Genomic DNA, 21,433 nt, shown 5'->3' on the forward strand with positions numbered 1-21,433 from the left:
TTATCATACCCAGTACAAATTCGAGGATATAAAAATGAATATTTTTGTTTTTTTATTCTTTGACATTCATCAGTCTTAAACTGTTCAGTGCTACCAGAAGAGTTGCCCCCATATCGGACATAATAGCTATCCATAGGGTGAGCCAGCCCGGGATGACCAAGAGTAATGCAATCGCTTTGATACTGATAGCGAACGCGATGTTCACTTTGATAATATTTAGGGATTTTCGGCTCAATTTTATCGTAAACGGTAGTTTGCTCAAATCGTCGCCCATCAGGGCGACATCTGCTGTTTCCAAAGCGGTATCCGTTCCAGCACCACCCATGGCAATTCCAACAGTAGAGGCAGCGAGTGCCGGAGCGTCATTTACGCCGTCCCCGACCATCGCGACATTGTCGTACTCAGCTCGCAAGCGTTTAATGACATTTAATTTATCCTCTGGCATCAATTCTGCCTGGATTTCGTTGACGCCAACTTGCTGGCCGATAGCTTTGCCTGTCCCTTTGTTGTCACCCGTCAGCATAATTGTCTTTTTAATACCCATATCATGTAGTTTCCGGATGATTTCTTTGCTGGATTCCCGGACTTCGTCGGCTACGGCGATAACCGCCAATATGCTTTGTTTCGTTCCGATAATCATCGAAGTCTTACCTTGCTGTTGCAGAGCCGTTACGGTTTGGTCCAGATTATTATCAATACTTTCAACACCTAGCTCGTTAAAGAGAAGCGGGCTTCCGATAAAGTAGGTGGTGCCGTCTATCGTTCCTTTAATGCCTTTTCCTGTGATGGAAGAGAAGTCCTCAACTCTGATAGAGGTGTAAGGTATGTTTTCCTCGTCCGCTTTTTTCATGATGGCAGAGGCCAACGGATGCTGAGAACGATATTCCAATGCCGTCACGATAGAAAGCAGTTCTCTCTCGTTTACCTGCTTGTTCGTGATTTTAAAGTCTGTGACGACAGGTACACCTTTGGTCAGAGTACCGGTTTTGTCAAATGCAATAGCTTTCAGCGCGCCCATTTCTTCCAGGTATACGCCGCCTTTAATCAAGACCCCTTTTTTGGCAGCATTACCGATGGCGGAAACAATCGAAATCGGCGTCGAAATGACTAAGGCACACGGGCAACCCACTATTAGAACCGCCAATCCTTGATAGACCCAGGTTTCCCAGCTGGCATCTCACGTGCGGCCTATTACAAATGGTTGAACCGCACCGTATCGGTGCGTCAAGAAGAGAACGAGAAGCTCCTGGAGGACATTCGTCTACTCTATGACCAGGCGAACCGTACATACGGCTACCGTCGGGTCACGATGACAATCAATCGGCTACGCAGGCAACAAGGTCTGTCCACGTTCAATGAAAAGCAAGTCTATCGCCTGATGCATATCCATGGGATCCAATCGATCATCCGCGGGAAGCGGAAGAGACATAAGAAGTCGATGCCACAGCATGTGGCCGAGAACCTGATGAACCGAGAATTCGGTGCGTCTCGGCCGGACGAGAAATGGTGCACCGACGTCACCGAGTTCAAATATGGTACCGGGAAGAAGGCGTATCTGAGCGCGATCATCGACCTGTACGACGGATCGATCGTCGCCTATCGTATCGGAAGGTCCAACAACAACGGGATCGTCTTCCAGACGATGATGCCAGCCATCGCGGGGCTCCGTCCAGGAGCGCGTCCGATGATCCATAGTGACCGAGGGCTCCAATATACCTCGAGAGGGTTCAAACGTATGGTGAAAGACGCAGGACTAATCGGCAACATGTCCTGAGTTGGTCGTTGTCTCGACAACGCCCCGATCGAGAGTTTTTGGGGCACTTTGAAAGTCGAGATGTACTACTTGCGTGAGTTCCAGGTCTATAGCGAACTCACGTCGGCCATCGAGACCTACATATCGTTCTACAACCATGGTCTACTCTAGAAACGACTAAACGGCTTGAGCCCTGTCGAATACAGGTCTCAAGCCGTTTAGATTGGTTTTCATTATTTGCCCTGTCTACTTGACGGGGAGCGGTTCAAATCGCAAAGGGCGATTTGGTTTGTCAATAGCCTGACTAATCGGGCGAATGGTGTTTTTGTGTTCAAAAATGAGACCATACCCTTATTCTTCTCCCGATTTTTTTGAAGTTTTCCCACCGTCTGCTTGCATGTTTTACGCGGTCTATATCCAATTGCTTGAATCTTATCGAATGTATAGGTCACTTTTTACTTGATAATTGGGAGCAATGATTTTCTTTTTTTGCGGCAATGGCTAATCTTACACGGGAATTGCGATTGTCTACATTCTGTTTTATGGCGTGGTAGACTTCTCCGTCTATGCCTTGTAATAAAACTATGTAAATCATTTCTAATAAATTATCGGTATGGACCTAAGGAACGGAGTCATCAAGGTGAACCCATGTCACATTGTCGAAGTTCAGCATGCGTTTAATATGATCGCCACCCCATAAGAATTCGTTTCTGCACAGATGGCACCAAACCTTAGAACGACAATAGGTAGACCTTTGTCATTATAAGCGGATAGGGTTTGTTCAGAAAGGATTTTAGTGGAGATATGTTTCTGGGTGGTCATATGCGAGGGTGTAGACGTCAAGTTGATTTTGACACTTTTTGCTCGTTTGCCTTTTACACTTCTGCCGAAAACAATGATTTTCGGTTCCTCATCCGATGACTGTCGTCATCACTATGTATGATTTCGACGCGATGGAGTAAGCGGTCCAGTATCGCAGTCGTGATGCCCTGGTCCCCGATCAATTCGCCCCATTGATCGGGGCTTTTGTTCGAGGTCAGGATGATCGAGCTGCGCTCATAAAGGTGGTTGACGAGATGGAAGAAGAGATTGGCTTCTCGTTGGCCCATCGCCATGTACATCAGGTCATCGATGATGACCAGGTCCGAATCTCGCAACCTTTTTAACTGGATCTTCGACTTGCTTGAGAACTCTTCACTTTTTAATAGTTGGACGAGTTCGCCCATCGTGACGAAGTATACCTTGAACCCGTGGTTGACCGCCTCGATTCCCAGCCCCACAGCCAAAAACGTCTTTCCGACGCCCGGAGGGCCCAAGAGGATCAGGTTGTACTGTTGTTCGAGCCAGTTGAGTTGTTTCAACTGCTTCAGCTGTCGGGCGGTTAGTGCGGTCTGTTCCACTAAATTGAACTCCGAGAGGGATTTGATGAACGGGAATCGGGCCCACTTCATTCGTCTTTCCAAACTTTTAGCGTCTCGTTTTGCGCGTTCATGGTTCGTGATGGCACTTAGAAATTCGATATACGTCCAGGAGGCCATTTCGGCCTCTCTCAAAATCTGTGGGAGGGCGTCAGCCGTCTCGGCGAGACGAAGCTGCCGAAAGTCCTGTTGTAACTCGGAAACGCTTTGACTCATTTTGCCGTCACCCCTTTCAGGATGTCGGTGTAGGCTTGGATCGGCCTCGTTGCGACCTGTATCCCGGATTTCTTCGGACGTTCGGTATCGGGTTTTGTATCACACCCATCGTCCGCGAGGATCGCGAGATAGTGGACCACGTCCCGGAAATCGTTGGCGCTGAACAGACTCTCTTGCGAACACTTTTCCAGTGCTATCGTTAAGTGATTAGGATACATGGTCGCGACGTCCCTAATGATGTTGAACTGGTCACGTCGGTATCTCGGGTAACGCTTTGAGAGCTACCCAGATAATCGGACGCCGCCCCTCTGTCCTCGAAATAGGTGAGGACCTGTTGCTTCAGTTCTTCGATTCCTTTGGAACGATCCCGAAGGTGGTCACGGCTTTGAATCAGTTTTCCGCTCTCTTTGCTGACCCGGTGGTCTGCGATCACTTCTCCCTCGGGAGATTCGCGAATCAATAACCGTTCCTGTTCGGTCACCTCGAGGAACACCACCTTCTTCTTGACCGATGAGTAGGTCCCGATTGGGACGGTGTAACGGTTTGAGCGATAACGGATTGTGTTGTCCTTGCTGACGTTCCTTGCTATACTTTCGGTACGGATACTTTCGAAAGAGAGTAGCGATAAGACCGGTTGTAAGTGTTGTTTTTCGACGGAGAACACTTCAGCTGGTCTTTTTTTCGTTGTCTGATGGACGTTATGATTTCCAGTCCTCTCCAACCATCTCATGGAACGGTGGTTCCAATCCTCGATATGCCGGTACACTCGGCTGTCCGCAAAGTTCCGTTTGATGTACTTCACGACGTTCTCGATCATACCCTTCGACTCCGGGTCGGCCCTGCGACATAAATGAATCTTGAACTTCCGTTCGTTCACGTAGGCTTGAAACTCATTGGTCAATAGGACGTCACCTGCGTTCTCGTTGATTGCGATGAGGTGATCCTGGTCGTAGACGATTTCAGAAGGGCGCCCACCATAAAATTGGAACGCATTTTCGTGGCAGTGAATGGTGTCCTTGGTGGTGAACGGTCGTTCTCTCCATTCGGCATATTTCATCCGAGAGTGCGTAAGTAAGAACGCGATGAAATAAAGCTTTATCATTTTTCCATCTTTAGTCCGTTGTCTGGTCTCACCCCAGTCCACCTGTATTTGCTTGCCCATCGGTTGTTCTGGGATGGCCTCGTAATGGCGGACGACCCTTTTCTTTTCGATCTGATAGATTTCTCGGATTTCATTCACGTATGTCCTGACCGTGCTCGATCCGACCGACAGGTCGGGATATCTTTCAAGTAACCAGTCATGTACTTGTGCGCTGCTCAAATGCAGATACTCCTCCAACCATGCAATGATCCAGTCTCGGTAGGCATCGAGCTTCTTCTTTCGTGAACAGGCTTTCTCGTCAAATTCATGTAGGGCATCTTCATATGTCATCTTCAGGTACTTATATACCGTCGGTCTCGATATTTTTAGTGCTGTGCGATTTGAGCCACTTTCATGTTTTGCTGATACATTTGATGAATCTTGATATGTAACACTAACTTTTCCTCCAAATCCATTCCCTCCAGATAAAATAGCCTCAACTACTCTATCGGAGTTCTGTTCTGATTTTTCGGCAATAGTGTAAAATCGTATCGAGCAAAAACTGTCAATTTTATTCTAGCGTTCACAGAGGGATGAAGAATCGTCTAGGTATAGTGAACTCGAGACATAATTTCACTAGGAAAGACACTCTTTTTTGAATGAAGATTGTCTGAGCTTGTTCACGAGTTGATGCGACGTCATCGTCATCTTTTCCATGACATGAAGTAAAATTGAGAAAAAACAAGGTCGATTTCGTGGAAACAGATAGCGCTTTCGTTATAATGAAAGACGAATCGATATAAATAGAGGTGAGACATAATGAAACAGAATAAACTATTGGTCATCGCGACGCTCTTCGCGGTCGCCTTGGTGGCCGTCGTGGTCGTCCTGATGAATCAACCGACCGAACAAGCCGAAACGGCGGCACCGGCGACGACAGAACACGTGTCGACGGAAGGCCAGCCGACGCTCGGCGATGCGGACGCACCCGTCTCGGTCGTGGAGTTCGGGGATTATAAATGCCCGTCTTGTAAACAGTGGGGCGAAACGGTCTATCCGAAGTTGAAGGAAGACTATATCGACACCGGAAAAATCAGTTTCAGCTACATCAACGTCCTGTTCCACGGACAAGAGTCGATTTTGGCATCGCTCGCTTCAGAGTCGGTGTATGAACAAGACCCGGACGCGTTCTGGGATTTCCATAAGGCGCTCTACGACGCGCAACCGGCGAGTCAGCAGCACGACGAGGCATGGGTCACGGTCGAGCGGTTGACAGAGATTGCGAGCGAGACGACATCGGTCGACGTGGCGAAGCTCGAGGACGATTTGAGTGAAAACTCGACGGTGCTCGAACAGGTGAGTCTCGATGACGGGCTTGTCAAAGAGCACGGTGTCCAGTTCACGCCATCGATCATGATTAACGGCGTCATGCTCGAAGACCCGTTCGACTACGAGACGATTGAGCGATTGATTGAGCAAGGCACGCCATGAAGCATTCATTCTTGACCCGTTATGGTCTGTATCTCGCTTGGCTCGTCGCCCTCACGGCGACGCTCGGCAGCCTTTATTTCAGCGAGATTCGCGAGTTCGTGCCATGTGAGCTCTGCTGGATTCAACGCATCTTTATGTATCCGCTCGTCATCTTGCTCGGGGTCGCCGTGTTCACGGACGACCGGGCGGTGAAGAAGTATGTATTGCCGCTCTCCATCCTCGGAGGTCTGGTTTCACTGTACCATTATTTGGTTCAAAAAGTACCCGGTTTCGCCGATATCAAGCCGTGCGTGCAAGGCGTACCGTGCAACGTGCAATACATCAACTGGTTCGGGTTCGTCACGATCCCGTTCCTTGCCTTGACGGCATTTACTTTGATCACGCTCCTCGTCTGGCGCGTGAGACGCGACTGACAATGAAGGAGATGGAACGTGTGAAGAAATGGATGCTCATTGGCTTGATTAGCCTGATGGCGGTGCTCGCCGCGTGCAGCAATGAAATTGAAGACCCGCTCAATTGGGAGATCGAGTCGTTCAATTATATGAATCAAAATGAAGAGATGGTCAGTCTCGATGATTTGAAAGGGAAGGTATGGATGGCCGACTTCGTGTTCACAAACTGTGAGACGGTCTGTCCACCGATGACGTACAACATGACGAAACTCAATGAAGCGCTCGTCGAGGAAGGCGTCGAAGACGTCCAATTCGTGTCGTTCAGCGTCGACCCGACCGTCGATACGCCGGACAAGATTCAAGCGTTCATGGCTGATTACGACTTGGCGAAAGCCGATTGGCAATTCTTGACGGGCTATTCGCAAGAAGAGATTGAGGCGTTTGCGCAACAAAACTTCAAAGCGCTCGTCCGCAAACCGTCAGAAGGCACCCAAGTGGATCACGCGACGTGGTTCTATCTCGTCGATCAGGACGGGAAAATCATCAAGGCGTATCAAGGATTCCAAGACGTGCCGATCGAGGACATCGTCAACGACATCAAGATTTTACAGAACTCTTAAGACGGCCCGTGCTGTCTCAGATTGTAGACATCACATTGTCTGCAGTCTTTTTTATTTGCCCGACCGGGCACAGTTCGCTTTTCTGAGGACAAACAGGGAGCCGCATCGAGACATTGTCGCTGCTGGACCTCCCTTTGCTTGCTGATCCCCTGGAAGTCTCGCCGTGCCCTTGGTCGGTCCACGCATCAATCCTTTTTTCGTAACGTCATCGCTTTTTTATAATGAGGGACATAGAAACAGTTATGTAGGAGAATCGAATGATCAGGAAATCAACAAAATCGGAAAACCAACCGAACTCAATTGGAGATAGTAACGTTCGACGAACTCGTGCCAGCGAACCAACTGTTACGGAAAATCGAGACACGCATTTACAAAACGATGGTCGAATTTTTTGATTGTGAACGGAGATTTTTATAATAACAATACAATTACCACAAACGGGGACGCGAGCATCGGACTAAATCAAGCGGCATCCGTAAATTATAGTGTATCTTCAACAACTGACTATTGTGCGTATATTTATTTGGATGGATATACTTTTTTTAAAATTATGACATTCTGTGATTAAATATAATTCAATAGTTTCAAAGTGGAAGTTGTAAATCGTACCATTATTTATATTAGATGAATTATAAAATTAAGTGCAATACCCCAACGTGAACGCAAAAAAAGCCCATAGCGGCGGCCTAGTGTAGAATGAAGTTACGACGCAAACATTCAGACGGAGGAGTCGCCATGAGCTATACCCATCTTACCACAACCGAGCGCGTGGAAATAGAGACCTATCTGGGGCTTGGGCGGCAGTCCTCGACCGTCTCGCGGGAGATCAGACGGAACCCCGGGTAAAAATCGGAACGTGCACAGGAACGCTATGTGAGGGCGAAAGAGAACTGTGGCGCTAAGACGAAGCTCGACGACATGATGCGTCTGACGATCATCGAGAAACTGCGGGCGACCTGGTCCCCGGAACAGATCGTCGGGCGCATCAACGTCGGGCTGACCGTCTCGGACCGGCCGCGGGAGGTCGGAGGCTTGCGTCGCGACGTTCATCGAGCGCAAGGACCGGTTCTACCTCGTCCTACCAATCGCGAACCGCAGTGCGGCCTCGATTTTGGAGGTGATCAACACGTTCCATGGCGTCTTCCCAGAGGGGTACATTCATGACGGCGACGACGGACTGAGGCAAGGCGTTCAGCTGTTACGAGCGCATCCGGTCCTCACTTGGCATGCCACTTTATTTCGCCGACCCTTATTCATCACGGTAGCAGGGGAGCGATGTGAACCTCAACAGTCTTCTCCGCTAGTTCTTCCCGAAGGGTTTAAACTTCTCATAGGTCAGTGATGACGAACTAGCAGACGCACTCGCCAAGATTAATGCTAACCAGCATTTACTTACTGAAAAATTAAAATGGAATGTGAGGGAAGATTATAACTGCTACTAAGAATGTGAAACTAATAGTGGCTTTTTTCTCATTTAATAAGAAGGAATGAGAAGGGCAATAAATACAGACCTATCGTGGTCAAAAACAATAAAAATAATCCGGGATAAAAATAATTATCAACTGAACCAATAGGAATACTTAAGATGCTAAATGTACTGTTTGAAAACATACCTAATTTTTCAAGAAGGATATTACTTGTTAATCCTACGCATATAAGCAATAAAGATGAATAAAAAAGGTATTTATTATTAATCAAATCCAAAAAAAATCCTAAAATTTGTTTATTAAAAGAAAATAATGTTCTAATATTATTCTGTAAGAAAGAAATAGAGGCTATTTGCTTCTTTAATACTTATTATAACTCAAAAGCAGAGGAATAAAATGAAAAAAATTTCCACTTTAACTTTAGCAACTTTACTTTCTGCTAATCTATTTATCCCATCAGTTGGCGCTGAAGAAAATGTAAACTACTTTATTGATAGCTTGAGTGAATTTTCACAAGAAAGTAAAGAAATAATGGATAAGAAAAAAGCTAGCAAAACTAATCAAAAGTTGACTAAAATAAACAACTCTAAATCTTTCAGTTATTCTGTACTCTCATCAAATGAAGGTTTACTTCCAGAAGAATTAACATTAATTAAAAATACTAGCCCAGAAGTTCTTAATCAATATAACGAATTGTTAGAAGAGGAAATCTCTGTTTTTTCTATCGCTGATGATGAAAATTTAGGAGGGAATTCTAAAGTGACGTATACACTTCCTAAAACTGGAGCAGAAATTACAGTGGTGACATCAAACGAATTAGTTGAATTGGCAAAAACTCCTCAAAATAAAGCTACTGTTCAAAGTCTTCAATTAACACGAAGTTTTGGTACATATTCTTATAAAATTGCATATAGTATCCGTGCGTTATTGTACCCTGATTCTACTTGTGGTCTTGTGACTACCTATACCACAAGATCTGATGGCTTAAGATTAACTGGGCACAGTACTAGTGGGACGTCGAGTATTTTTCCGACAGCAATCAAAGCTTCTTCGCAAGCAATTGATTCACGTGCTGAAAAAATCGGATACGATATTAACGCTATGGGATTATACAACGTTACTGTCGGTGGCTATAACGGAATTGGATTAATGTCATTTGATATGTCAATAACAAGTAAAGTGAGATGGGATGCTTCTACGTCAACTGGACTTAAAGTTACTCAAACGTATTCGCAAGTAGGAGATAAGTCTCGTTAAGCAGTATAATAAGTATTAAAAATATTTTTTAAGAAATGAAAACAATTTTCTAGAGGTACACCATTCTCCGGAATGGTGTTTTTGTTTGGTATCCATTTAGTAATTTCTTATCAATTTGAAACCGATTAAAGTAACAGCTTACTTTAATACAATGGTCATGGTATTATTTAATAAAATCATCGTTGTGTTAAAAGGAGGCTTATCATGTATACGATTGATGAGGCATTTGAAATCTTATCGAAGAACAAGCTCACAAGTCATAAGGAGACGGTCCACTGGGTACGAAAAGGCGTGATCCAGGCAGAACCGCTCGAGTCACGTAAAAAAGGATATCGGATCAGTGAGGAGGCGCTCGAACAGTTCATCAAAGAACGGATGCCTGAAGGGTGGGAGCTGCATCCGGAGTCGGTGACAGGGGAAGCAAGGGATGTCATCAAGAATGAAGAAGAGGCCCCGTATCATGTTGAAGTCGATGTAGAAGCGATTAAAGAACGGGTCCGCGAGGAGATGTGGTATGAGCTTCTCGGTAAATTCGTCTTTGAAGACTATTTTGTCCTGAAGAAATCGGAGGTCAAGGCTGCCGTCGAGCATATGCGCTATTCAAAAGAGTTCGAAGCCGAGGTGTGGGAACGTTGCTCGGAGCACACGTGGGGCCACGCAACACCTCGAGTCCCGTACCTGCTCGATTACTTCATGTTCGAAGGAGAGCGGATTCCCTTCAATAAAGATTTCGGTGGAAGAGATGAGCAAATCATCCACGCGTTAATTGAGAAAATTCGGCTCGATAAAGTGAATCGAAAACGTAAATGAATATAAAAAGACATTCTCTTAGAAATGGAGAATGTCTTTTTTACAATCATCATTGTTTTAATTTTTGGGTTGAAATCATTCCCCGACCATCCCGTCATTGTCGTTATCACGCATATAAGGATAAAGCCAATGGTCGCTCATTATCGGCATCGTGAAACCGGCGTCTTTCGCCTATTGAATCGTCACCTGACCGTCTCCATTCGTATCTCATCACCAGCAGGCTCGTTCGTGGCTGGGGATTCCAACTCACTTTCTGTGAGTGCCTCGTTCAACTCGTCCGGATTGACCTTGTCGAACGAGTCGGTAACCACATTTCTTTTGACCGTATATGTGTATTGGTAATGTGATGTAATATAAGTTTTCGTATCTAGATATGTGATGATCATTTTAAAGTCAATCGCGCCGCCGTCCTTACGGATAACATGTCACCTGTCGAGCTTACTGTATTCGACGCCTGAAACCTTAACGACCGTCTGACGTGACACGGATCAATTTACAATGCTCATTCGTGGACGCACAATACTCGCAATCCCCATATTTGATATCGATAGGTCCTTCTGTAATAGTCGCCGCACTTGATTCCGTGGTGCCCGGCTCGGACGTCTTGATGTTTTTCCTCTGTCGTAAGTATTTTTTCTGTGTTCTCTACTGTAGAGGAAATGCTCTATTGGGAACATCAGGAAAATAAAGGTATAGCTTGAGGTGCGGCTGAGTAAGTGAAATTCATTTCCTTTCTCTTGAATGAATAGTTTCAGTATTACCAATTCTTTTATTTATCTGACTGTGAATCCAAGTTGTTTGAGACTCGTGTATATCCAATTTCATCATTAAGGACCTCTGTTCGTTTGCTTACTCATCAAATATAAAAAACGAACATTGATAAAAAGATGAGTTAATGGACAATTAAGACAAAATGAAAAGGACTATTTAAAGCCCTTTTCATTTTTTGTGAAAAGATAAACAAATATGTCTTTCTAACGTTCGTTAACGGGAATTACTATTAGAAAAATCATTTTATGTTTTTCATTCAAATATTCACTTGAATATTGACCAAGGAAAGGTATATACTATATTCAAGTGAACACTTGAATATCAATGGGGTGATAATGTGAATAAGAAAGATACTTGTGAAATTTTTTGTTATGACGAGGAAAAGGTCAATCGAATACAAGGTGATTTAAAAACAATCGATATTGTTAGTGTTGCCCAAATGTTAAAAGCAATTGCGGATGAAAATAGGGCAAAGATTACCTATGCTTTGTGTCAAGATGAAGAGTTATGTGTGTGTGATATAGCAAATATTATTGGTATTACGGTGGCAAATGCTTCTCATCATTTAAGGACCCTTCATAAGCAGGGGATTGTAAGATATAGAAAAGAAGGAAAACTAGCGTTTTATTCGTTAGACGATGAACATATTAGACAAATAATGATGATTGTACTAGAACATAAGAAAGAAGTGAATGTCAATGTCTGATCAAAAGGCAATAACATCTGAACAAGAAATGAAGGCCTATCGTGTACAAGGTTTTACTTGCGCAAACTGCGCGGGTAAATTCGAAAAAAATGTAAAACAGCTATCTGGAGTTGAGGATGCAAAAGTAAATTTTGGTGCATCTAAAATTGTTGTTTATGGTAATGCAACGATAGAAGAACTAGAAAAAGCAGGTGCATTTGAGAATCTCAAAGTGACACCTGAAAAATCTGCTCGCCAAGCATCACAAGAGGTAAAAGAAGATACGAAAGAAGATAAATTGCCATTTTATAAAAAGCACAGTACGCTGCTCTTTGCGTCCTTATTGATTGCGTTCGGTTACCTGTCCCAGAGTGTGAATGGGGAAGAGAACCTCGTTACTACATTATTATTTTTAGCATCCATGTTGATCGGAGGATTATCGCTTTTCAAAGTCGGTTTGCAAAACTTGTTTCGCTTTGAGTTTGACATGAAAACCCTTATGACAGTGGCTGTTATAGGTGGCGCTATCATTGGGGAATGGGGAGAAGTGGCCATTGTTGTTATTCTCTTTGCGATTAGTGAAGCTCTTGAACGATTCTCTATGGATAAAGCAAGACAATCCATTCGTTCATTAATGGATATTGCACCAAAAGAGGCACTCGTTAGACGAAATGGACAAGAAATGATGATCCATGTGGATGACATTGCCATTGGTGATATTATGATCGTGAAACCCGGCCAGAAGATTGCCATGGACGGGACTGTAGTAAGCGGCTATTCGGCTGTTAACCAGGCGGCCATTACGGGCGAGTCTGTTCCTGTTGCGAAAACGGTTGATGATGAAGTGTTTGCAGGTACTTTAAATGAAGAAGGCTTGCTTGAGGTAAAAATAACTAAGCTGGTAGAAGACACAACGATTGCAAAAATTATTCATCTTGTAGAGGAAGCACAGGGAGAACGTGCCCCATCTCAAGCATTTGTCGAAAAATTCGCGAAATATTACACACCGATTATTATGATCATTGCAGCTTTAGTCGCTATAGTCCCTCCATTATTCTTTGATGGCAGTTGGGAAACATGGATTTATCAAGGATTAGCTGTTCTTGTTGTCGGCTGTCCTTGTGCATTGGTTATTTCCACTCCGATTTCCATTGTTTCAGCAATCGGGAATGCAGCGAAAAAGGGCGTTCTTATAAAAGGCGGTATTTATCTAGAAGAAATGGGTGCCTTAAAGGCCATTGCATTTGATAAAACGGGCACACTAACAAAAGGTGTCCCAGTGGTAACTGATTTTAATGTGTTGAACAAGCAGGCAAATGAAAAAGAATTGCTGTCCATCATTACTGCATTAGAATATCGTTCCCAGCATCCTCTTGCTTCAGCCATTATGAAAAAAGCAGAAGCGGAGAACATTAATTATTCTGACGTACAGGTAGAGGATTTCTCTTCTATCACAGGAAAGGGTATAAAGGGTATCGTAAACGGGTCGACTTATTACATCGGTAGCCCGAAACTCTTTAAGGAATTATTGACTAATGATTTCGATAAAGACTTAGAGCAAAATGTTACTACTCTTCAAAACCAAGGCAAGACAGCTATGGTGGTCGGAACTGAAAAAGAAATACTTGCTGTGATTGCGGTAGCGGATGAAGTACGTGAATCAAGTAAAGACGTTATTCAGAAATTGCATCAACTTGGCATCAAAAAGACCATTATGCTTACAGGCGATAACCAAGGTACCGCGAATGCGATCGGCGGCCATGTTGGCGTATCGGATATTCAGGCAGAACTGATGCCAGAGGACAAATTAAACTATATTAAACAATTGAGATCCGAGTACGGAAAAGTAGCCATGATTGGAGATGGTGTCAATGATGCCCCTGCGTTAGCAGCTTCTACCGTTGGGATTGCAATGGGTGGAGCTGGTACAAATACAGCACTGGAAACGGCAGACGTTGCTTTAATGGGAGATGATTTAAGAAAACTTCCATTCACTGTGAAACTAAGCCGTAAATCCCTAAATATCATCAAAGCTAACATCACCTTTGCAATTGCCATTAAATTTATTGCCTTGCTATTGGTCATACCGGGCTGGTTAACACTTTGGATTGCCATCCTTTCAGACATGGGGGCAACTCTTCTGGTAGCGCTAAATAGTATGCGGCTTATGCGGGTCAAGGAATAAAAGGGAAAAGGGCTTTCTGGTTGTCTGGAAAGCCCTTTTTCTTACCATGTATAGAAATTTGGGGGTTAGTTACATTAAAAATGATTAAAAATGGGTATACGTTACAGGTTGGTTCACAGCAGTTTTAGGATTATATATTGCACGAAAACGGTTCTGTTTTTTCGTGAAAGACCGTTCGTTTATTTCATTCTGAAATCACCGGAGGAGGAAGCTAAAATGACAAAAGATGTCGATTTGTTAGTAATAGGAGCAGGATCTGGAGGTTATGTGGCGGCCATACGGGCGGCCCAGTTGGGGAAAAAAGTGGTTCTGGTAGATAAAGCAGAACTAGGGGGCGTTTGCCTTAACCGGGGGTGTATCCCATCAAAAGCTCTTATTAGTGCGTCTGAGCGGGTAAAACATATTCAACACGCCAGTGCAATGGGCATCAAGGTTTCTGGTGAAGTTCAAGTAGATATGCCGGAAGTAGTAAAGTGGAAAGACGGCATCGTGAATAAGTTAACCAGCGGGGTTAAGACCTTACTGAAAGGCAATGGAGTAGAGGTAATCAGTGGAGAAGCCTATCTTACTAAACCCTATACGGCTAAAATCAAAATGAATAACGAAGAACAAGTATATTCCTACAAAGATTTAATCCTTGCGATAGGATCTTTGCCTTTCGAACTAAAAAGTATGCCATTTGATAAAAAAAGAATCATTTCTTCCACTGAGGCATTGGTGCTGCAGGAAGTACCAAAACATTTGGTTGTGGTAGGCGGTGGTTATATTGGTTTGGAGCTGGGCACTGCTTATGCCAAATTCGGATCAAAAGTGACCATTCTCGAAGGGTCCAACACGATTCTTCCAGGTACCGATCCTATGCTTACAAATGTGGTAAAACGGCATCTAAAAGAACTAGGTATCACAGTTGTAACCAATGCTCTGGTCCAAGGCGGAGAAAACACAGGGGATGAAGTAAAAGTTCGTGTACAGGTTGATGGCAAGGAAGAAGTGGTTAACGGAGATTATTGCTTAGTTTCTATAGGAAGAAAGCCGAACACAGGGAAAATTGGGTTGGAAAATATCGGAGTAGAATTAGACGAGCGTGGTTTTATTAAGATAAATGAGAAATGCCAGACAAACGTGGAGCATGTTTATGCAATAGGTGACTGTGCTGGCGGATACCTCCTTGCCCATAAAGCTAGCTACGAAGGAAAAGTAGCTGCAGAAGTGATTAGCGGACAAAACAGCATCATTGATTTTCAAGCCATGCCTTTTGTTATCTTCAGTGATCCTGAAGTTGCCTACACAGGATTAACAGAGAAAGAAGCAAAAGAACAGGGATACGAAACGGTTTCCAGCCGTTTTCCATTCCAAGCGAACGGAAGGGCATTATCTGTTTCAGATGCAGATGGCTTTGTGCAGATTGTAGCCGAGAAGAACAGCAAAAGGGTGTTAGGCGCACAGATGGTAGGACCAGAAGTATCGTCGCTTATTGCTGAAGCAGTTTTTGCCATTGAATCTGGAGCAACTGCCGAAGATCTAAGCCTTACAATCCATGCCCATCCAACGTTGCCTGAGCCATTGATGGAAGCGGCGGAAGGTGTGATGGGGCACGCCATTCACATGCTGAATAAAAAGAAATAATGTGAATGCAGCAGACCGGCACTTTTCATAAGTGCAGGTTAAACTTTTCATTTAATGGAGTGGGGGAATTAATGGACATTTTGTTTTACGTCCTAACTGCGGCTTTCGCAAATGTCCTGGGTGGCTTTGTGATCTTTCTTAAAAAAAATTGGTCTAGAAGGGGCTTAAATGGCTTAATGGCGCTGAGCGCCGGGATACTTTTCGCTATTGCGATTATGGATTTAATACCAGAAGCATTAGAAATTCAGGAATCCAGTGCCCTATATATTGTTATTGGATTTGGTTTGATCTTTTTGTTCCAGCAGTTTCTTGCACCCCATTTTCATTTCGGAGAAGAGACTCATAAACATTCTCATTCTCAAAGCACAACCTTTAGTGCTTTATTGGGCATGCTGGTTCACACGTTTTTTGATGGTGTCTCTATTGTGGCCAGTTTCAAAATAGACGAGAGAATAGGATTTGTTGTATTGATTGCTGTATTAATACATAAAATTCCGGATGGTTTAACGATTTCTTCCATCGTATTTGCAAGCTTTGAAAGCAAGAAGAAGGCGATAGGAGCATCTTTCTTATTGGGTCTATCAACGATAACAGGCGCGATCGCAGCCGTGTCTCTAACACAATTTTTTATGGTAGATAGCAGCATCCTCTCGATAGCTCTTTCCATTACAGCAGGAATATTTCTATACATATCTACCGTTGACTTGCTGCCTGTTGTTAGTGCCACTGAAGACAGAGTCGTTATTCTTTTCTTTTTTGTAGGGATATTGCTATATTTTGCTCTTCACTGGATAGGGGAGCTACTTCCCGTATATTTACACTAAGCAGGGGAGAACCTATTCATAACATTCAAACATACGTGTGAATGTTTTAATAACTTACCATGGAGTTGATAAAAGTGGCTTTGACTATTATTTCCGCAATTGGGGCTTTCTTAGTAACCAATATTGATGATATTTTTGTTTTGATGCTGCTGTTCTCTCAGGCAAATGCACAGGCTAGAGCGACTGGCGGTTTAAAGATGAACGCGCAGACAAAGAGTAACCGGATCTACCCTAAAGATATAGTCATTGGGCAATACTTAGGTTTTGCCTTGCTGGTTTTAATCAGTCTTTTGGGAACTTTTGGCGTCATGTTGATTCCAGAAAAATGGGTTGGATTGCTTGGTTTAATTCCGATCTATTTAGGGATTAAACTGTTTATTAAGGGTGAAGATGAAGATGAAGGTGCGATCCTCTCCAGTTTAAACTCAGGGAGATTTAACAAACTATTTATGAGTGTAGCCTTCATCACATTCGCTAATGGCGGGGACAATATCGGCATCTATGTGCCTTATTTTACAACTTTAAGTGTGAATGAACTGGTAATTACGGTTATTATCTTCTTTATAATGGTTGCTGTCTGGTGTTTTGTAGGATATCGTTTAGCTTCCTTCAGACATGTTTCTGAAGTTTTGGAGAAATACGGAAGATGGATTATCCCTATAGTCTTTGTTGGATTAGGGGTATACATCATGGCAGAGAACGAAACGTTTAGTGCCCTTTTGAGTTTAATAAATTATTAAAAAATAATCTGAACTGCCCCCCGTCAAGTAGACAGTGGAAATAATAAAAGTGATTTAAGCGGCTTTCGCTCTATATTCTTTAGGGCTGAGGCCGTTTAATCGTTTTTGGTATCTTTCGTGATTATAAAAATAGATGTACTCATTTATGGCAATGTTAAGTTCTTCAAAGGTCTGATACTTATGTAAATAATACTTTTCACATTTTAACGTGCCGAAAAAAGATTCCATTGGTCCGTTATCAATACAGCGACCAACCCGTGACATACTTTAAGTCATTCCTGCCGCCTCTAATTTACGCTTGAACGCCTTAGAGGTGTATTGGAATCCACGATCACTATGAATCAGTGGGTGTTCTTGATGCAATCGTACGTTTACTTGACCGTGTACTATGGTACACGGTTTATAATATTCATGGGGTGAAATAAGATGATTTATCGCATTAGTGAGTTTGCAGATAAATGTGGAGTTAATAAAGAAACGATCAGATATTACGAGCGAAAAAATTTATTACAAGAACCTCACCGAACGGAAGCTGGTTATCGGATATATTCATATGATGACGTTAAGCGTGTTGGGTTTATTAAACGAATACAGGAACTTGGTTTTTCTTTAAGCGAGATTTATAAATTACTTGGTGTTGTAGATAAAGATGAAGTTCGTTGTCAAGATATGTTCGAATTTGTTTCTAAAAAACAAAAGGAAGTGCAAAAACAAATAGAGGATTTAAAACGAATTGAAACTATGTTAGACGACTTAAAACAACGATGTCCAGATGAAAAGCAATTACATTCGTGTCCAATAATAGAAACATTAACATGAGAGATTAATTAACGAAAGGAGCTTTTTTATGAATAAATTTAAGGTAAACATTTCAGGAATGACTTGTACGGGTTGTGAAAAACACGTAGAATCAGCACTTGAAAAGATAGGTGCTAAAAATATTGAGTCTAGTTATCGTCGTGGTGAAGCAGTATTTGAACTGCCCGATGATATTGAGGTTGAAAGTGCAATAAAGGCGATTGATGAAGCAAATTACCAAGCCGGAGAAATTGAAGAAGTATCATCGCTAGAAAACGTGGCGTTAATTAATGAAGACAATTATGACCTTCTTATTATTGGTTCTGGTGCTGCTGCCTTTTCTTCGGCAATTAAAGCTATAGAATACGGTGCAAAAGTTGGAATGATTGAGCGTGGAACGGTTGGGGGAACCTGTGTGAATATTGGCTGTGTTCCGTCAAAAACTCTTCTTAGGGCAGGGGAAATCAATCATTTATCAAAAGACAATCCGTTTATAGGTTTACAAACATCCGCTGGAGAAGTGGATTTAGCTAGTTTAATCACGCAAAAGGATAAATTAGTGAGCGAACTTCGGAATCAAAAATATATGGATTTAATTGATGAATATAATTTTGATTTAATTAAAGGTGAAGCAAAATTCGTTGATGCTAGTACGGTTGAGGTCAATGGGGCAAAGTTATCTGCAAAACGCTTTTTAATTGCAACAGGTGCATCGCCTTCGTTGCCCCAAATTTCAGGACTTGAAAAAATGGACTATTTAACTAGTACAACACTTCTTGAGTTAAAGAAAATACCAAAACGATTAACTGTAATTGGTTCAGGATACATTGGAATGGAGCTTGGACAACTATTTCATCATTTAGGTTCAGAAATAACGCTTATGCAAAGAAGTGAGCGACTTTTAAAGGAGTATGATCCTGAGATTTCAGAGTCAGTTGAAAAAGCGTTAATTGAACAGGGTATAAACCTTGTCAAAGGGGCAACTTTTGAGCGTGTTGAACAAAGTGGAGAGATAAAAAGGGTTTACGTAACAGTAAATGGCAGTAGAGAAGTCATTGAATCAGATCAGTTACTTGTTGCCACTGGAAGAAAACCAAATACGGATTCTTTAAATTTAAGTGCAGCAGGTGTTGAAACTGGAAAAAATAATGAAATCCTGATCAATGATTTTGGTCAAACAAGTAATGAAAAGATTTATGCAGCAGGAGATGTGACTTTAGGACCACAATTTGTATATGTAGCAGCCTATGAAGGTGGAATTATTACTGATAATGCTATTGGTGGATTAAACAAAAAAATAGATTTATCGGTAGTTCCTGCTGTTACGTTTACGAATCCGACGGTTGCAACGGTTGGTTTAACAGAAGAACAAGCAAAAGAGAAAGGGTATGATGTGAAGACATCTGTATTACCTTTAGATGCTGTTCCAAGAGCAATTGTAAACCGTGAAACAACCGGTGTATTTAAACTAGTAGCAGATGCAGAAACACTAAAAGTATTAGGGGTTCATATTGTATCTGAGAATGCAGGAGATGTCATCTATGCAGCATCATTAGCTGTTAAATTTGGCTTAACGATAGAAGATTTAACAGAAACCCTAGCACCATATTTAACAATGGCTGAAGGGCTAAAATTAGCTGCACTTACGTTCGATAAAGATATTTCGAAATTATCTTGTTGTGCAGGCTAAGGGAACTTTTTTACAACTCCCTATTCAAGTGAACCAGCTAATGCTTTAAGGGATTTTCTAAGTGCATTTGTGGTCACAAAAAATAATTTAACACTGATGATTTCGACATCAAATCTATAATTGATACCTTAACACCACAGAGTAATAAAGGATGAATAATATGTCAGACTTATTATCCCTACCAGACATTAAAACAATAGAACCGCCACAAGAAAATGAAACCGATATGATGTTTAAAGTTGAAGCAGTCGGACCACCTGAACGTTGTCCTGAATGTGGTTTTGACAAGTTGTACAAACACAGTTCAAGAAATCAACTAATTATGGATTTGCCCATTCGTTTAAAGCGAGTGGGCTTACAATTGAACCGTAGACGATACAAGTGTCGTGAATGCGGATCTACCTTCTGGGAACGCCTAATATCTGTAGATGAAAAGCGTAGTATGACCAAAAGGCTTTTAAAGTCCATTCAAGAGCAATCCATGTCTAAGACCTTTGTAGAAGTCGCAGAAAGCGTTGGTGTTGACGAGAAAACCATTAGGAACGTTTTTAAGGACTATGTGGCACTCAAAGAACGTGAATACCAGTTTGAAACTCCTAAGTGGCTTGGGATAGACGAGATACATATTATCCGTAGACCTCGGCTTGTATTGACTAATATTGAACGCAGGACTATTTATGACATCAAGCCTAACCGTAACAAGGAAACAGTCATCCAACGTCTTTCAGAAATCAGTGACAGGACTTACATTGAGTACGTCACAATGGATATGTGGAAGCCCTACAAAGACGCAGTGAACACTATCCTTCCACACGCTAAAGTTGTCGTAGATAAGTTTCATGTAGTTAGAATGGCTAATCAAGCCTTAGATAACGTCAGAAAGTCTTTGAAAGCCCATATGAGCCAAAAAGAAAGACGTACCCTTATGCGTGAAAGGTTTATCCTTCTAAAGCGTAAACACGATCTAAATGAACGTGAATCATTCCTCTTAGATACTTGGTTAGGTAATCTTCCTGCTTTAAAAGAAGCCTATGAACTCAAAGAAGAGTTTTACTGGATATGGGATACTCCTGATCCAGATGAAGGTCATCTTCGTTATAGTCAATGGAGACACCGTTGTATGTCCAGCAACTCTAAAGACGCATATAAAGACCTCGTGAGAGCCGTAGACAACTGGCATGTCGAAATATTCAACTACTTTGATAAAAGGCTCACTAATGCTTATACGGAGTCAATTAACAGCATTATTAGGCAGGTAGAACGAATGGGTAGAGGTTACTCGTTTGATGCCTTACGAGCCAAAATCCTTTTCAATGAGAAGCTCCATAAAAAGCGTAAGCCACGATTTAATTCAAGTGCTTTCAATAAAGCTATGTTATACGATACTTTCAATTGGTATGAAGTGAATGATCACGACATTACAGACAACTTTGGTGTCGATTTTTCCACACTTATTAAGAATTTGGAGAAGGGTGATTTATAAGCCCTTTTCCACCATAAAATCCGAATACCCAATAAAACTAAGTACCACAATCCAAAGTGACTTAAAATCAACATAGGGGATACAAGTCTACTTCATCGTTAAATTAAAACATCTTGTATACGTTTCGACGTCGAAACGTATACAAGATGTTTTTAGTTGTCGCTTA

Annotated in this window: 14 protein-coding genes and 5 pseudogenes; 14 read left to right on the top strand and 5 right to left on the bottom strand. The window is 42.5% G+C overall.

What is annotated here, in order from left to right; genetic code table 11:
* Positions 1–52 precede the first annotated feature (52 nt).
* A pseudogene (locus KNP62_RS02610) lies at positions 53–1,177 on the bottom strand (heavy metal translocating P-type ATPase); the annotation flags it as partial.
* Here KNP62_RS02610 and KNP62_RS02615 point away from each other — a divergent pair.
* Positions 1,169–1,924, top strand: a pseudogene (locus KNP62_RS02615) (IS3 family transposase); the annotation flags it as partial. The pseudogenes KNP62_RS02610 and KNP62_RS02615 sit on opposite strands and share 9 nt — an antisense overlap.
* A gap of 704 nt (positions 1,925–2,628) precedes the next feature.
* Here KNP62_RS02615 and istB read toward each other — a convergent pair.
* Both istB and istA read right to left on the bottom strand, forming a co-directional pair.
* Positions 2,629–3,387, bottom strand: a complete 759-nt coding sequence (gene istB, locus KNP62_RS02620; protein ID WP_214689670.1) for an IS21-like element helper ATPase IstB — start codon at positions 3,385–3,387, stop codon at positions 2,629–2,631.
* Positions 3,384–4,923, bottom strand: a pseudogene (istA, locus tag KNP62_RS02625) (IS21 family transposase). Before istA ends, istB begins: the two are co-directional and overlap by 4 nt.
* A 364-nt stretch (positions 4,924–5,287) precedes the next feature.
* On the opposite strand from istA, the gene KNP62_RS02630 reads away from it, so the two are divergent.
* From KNP62_RS02630 to KNP62_RS02650, 5 genes are all read left to right on the top strand, one after another.
* Positions 5,288–5,959 carry a DsbA family protein gene (locus KNP62_RS02630; RefSeq protein ID WP_214689672.1) on the top strand — a complete coding sequence of 224 codons (672 nt, stop codon included), beginning with the start codon at positions 5,288–5,290 and terminating at the stop codon, positions 5,957–5,959.
* The gene (locus tag KNP62_RS02635) at positions 5,956–6,372 is read left to right on the top strand and encodes a disulfide oxidoreductase (protein WP_214782779.1); all 417 of its coding nucleotides are present in this window, start codon (positions 5,956–5,958) and stop codon (positions 6,370–6,372) included. The genes KNP62_RS02630 and KNP62_RS02635 overlap by 4 nt, the downstream gene beginning before the upstream one ends.
* Positions 6,373–6,383: 11 nt before the next feature.
* Positions 6,384–6,971 (top strand): SCO family protein, encoded by a 588-nt coding sequence (locus tag KNP62_RS02640; RefSeq protein WP_214689690.1) that lies wholly within the window; start codon positions 6,384–6,386, stop codon positions 6,969–6,971.
* A gap of 1,823 nt (positions 6,972–8,794) precedes the next feature.
* A complete protein-coding gene (locus KNP62_RS02645; RefSeq protein WP_214782782.1) occupies positions 8,795–9,655 on the top strand; it encodes a hypothetical protein in 861 nt (286 codons plus the stop codon).
* Between the two features lie 204 nt (positions 9,656–9,859).
* Positions 9,860–10,465, top strand: a complete 606-nt coding sequence (locus KNP62_RS02650) for a hypothetical protein (RefSeq protein ID WP_214704250.1) — start codon at positions 9,860–9,862, stop codon at positions 10,463–10,465.
* Between the two features lie 75 nt (positions 10,466–10,540).
* On the opposite strand, the pseudogene KNP62_RS15570 reads toward KNP62_RS02650, so the two are convergent.
* Positions 10,541–10,884 (bottom strand): annotated as a pseudogene (locus KNP62_RS15570) (DNA/RNA non-specific endonuclease); the annotation flags it as partial.
* A 689-nt stretch (positions 10,885–11,573) separates the two neighbouring features.
* Here KNP62_RS15570 and cadC point away from each other — a divergent pair.
* The 5 genes from cadC to KNP62_RS02680 all read left to right on the top strand — a co-directional run bounded on the left by cadC (position 11,574) and on the right by KNP62_RS02680 (position 17,296).
* Entirely contained in the window at positions 11,574–11,942 is a 369-nt protein-coding gene (gene cadC, locus KNP62_RS02660) for a Cd(II)-sensing metalloregulatory transcriptional repressor CadC (protein WP_003322301.1), read from the top strand.
* Complete coding sequence (locus KNP62_RS02665; RefSeq protein WP_214782785.1) at positions 11,935–14,106, top strand: heavy metal translocating P-type ATPase; 2,172 nt, start codon at positions 11,935–11,937, stop codon at positions 14,104–14,106. The genes cadC and KNP62_RS02665 overlap by 8 nt, the downstream gene beginning before the upstream one ends.
* A 216-nt stretch (positions 14,107–14,322) precedes the next feature.
* Entirely contained in the window at positions 14,323–15,732 is a 1,410-nt protein-coding gene (lpdA, locus tag KNP62_RS02670; RefSeq protein WP_029336149.1) for a dihydrolipoyl dehydrogenase, read from the top strand.
* 5 nt (positions 15,733–15,737) lie between these two features.
* On the top strand, positions 15,738–16,556 hold the full coding sequence (locus KNP62_RS02675) for a ZIP family metal transporter (RefSeq protein ID WP_251125561.1): 819 nt from the start codon (positions 15,738–15,740) through the stop codon (positions 16,554–16,556).
* A gap of 74 nt (positions 16,557–16,630) precedes the next feature.
* Positions 16,631–17,296: a CadD family cadmium resistance transporter gene (locus tag KNP62_RS02680; protein ID WP_435528659.1), complete on the top strand. Its 666-nt coding sequence runs from the start codon at positions 16,631–16,633 to the stop codon at positions 17,294–17,296.
* A 54-nt stretch (positions 17,297–17,350) separates the two neighbouring features.
* On the opposite strand, the pseudogene KNP62_RS02685 reads toward KNP62_RS02680, so the two are convergent.
* Positions 17,351–17,644: pseudogene (locus KNP62_RS02685) on the bottom strand (transposase); the annotation flags it as partial.
* Positions 17,645–17,722: 78 nt separating this feature from the next.
* Between KNP62_RS02685 and merR the strand changes: the two are divergent.
* The 3 genes from merR (at position 17,723) to KNP62_RS02700 (ending at position 21,267) form a co-directional block, all read left to right on the top strand.
* The gene (gene merR, locus KNP62_RS02690) at positions 17,723–18,115 is read left to right on the top strand and encodes a mercury resistance transcriptional regulator MerR (RefSeq protein WP_001863748.1); all 393 of its coding nucleotides are present in this window, start codon (positions 17,723–17,725) and stop codon (positions 18,113–18,115) included.
* Positions 18,116–18,143: 28 nt separating this feature from the next.
* A complete protein-coding gene (gene merA, locus KNP62_RS02695; protein WP_002440486.1) occupies positions 18,144–19,784 on the top strand; it encodes a mercury(II) reductase in 1,641 nt (546 codons plus the stop codon).
* A gap of 160 nt (positions 19,785–19,944) precedes the next feature.
* A complete protein-coding gene (locus KNP62_RS02700; protein ID WP_009374086.1) occupies positions 19,945–21,267 on the top strand; it encodes an ISL3 family transposase in 1,323 nt (440 codons plus the stop codon).
* The last annotated feature ends 166 nt before the right edge of the window (positions 21,268–21,433 follow it).

It is taken from the genome of Exiguobacterium sp. s183, assembly GCF_018617655.1.
Lineage (GTDB): Bacteria > Bacillota > Bacilli > Exiguobacteriales > Exiguobacteriaceae > Exiguobacterium > Exiguobacterium aestuarii_A.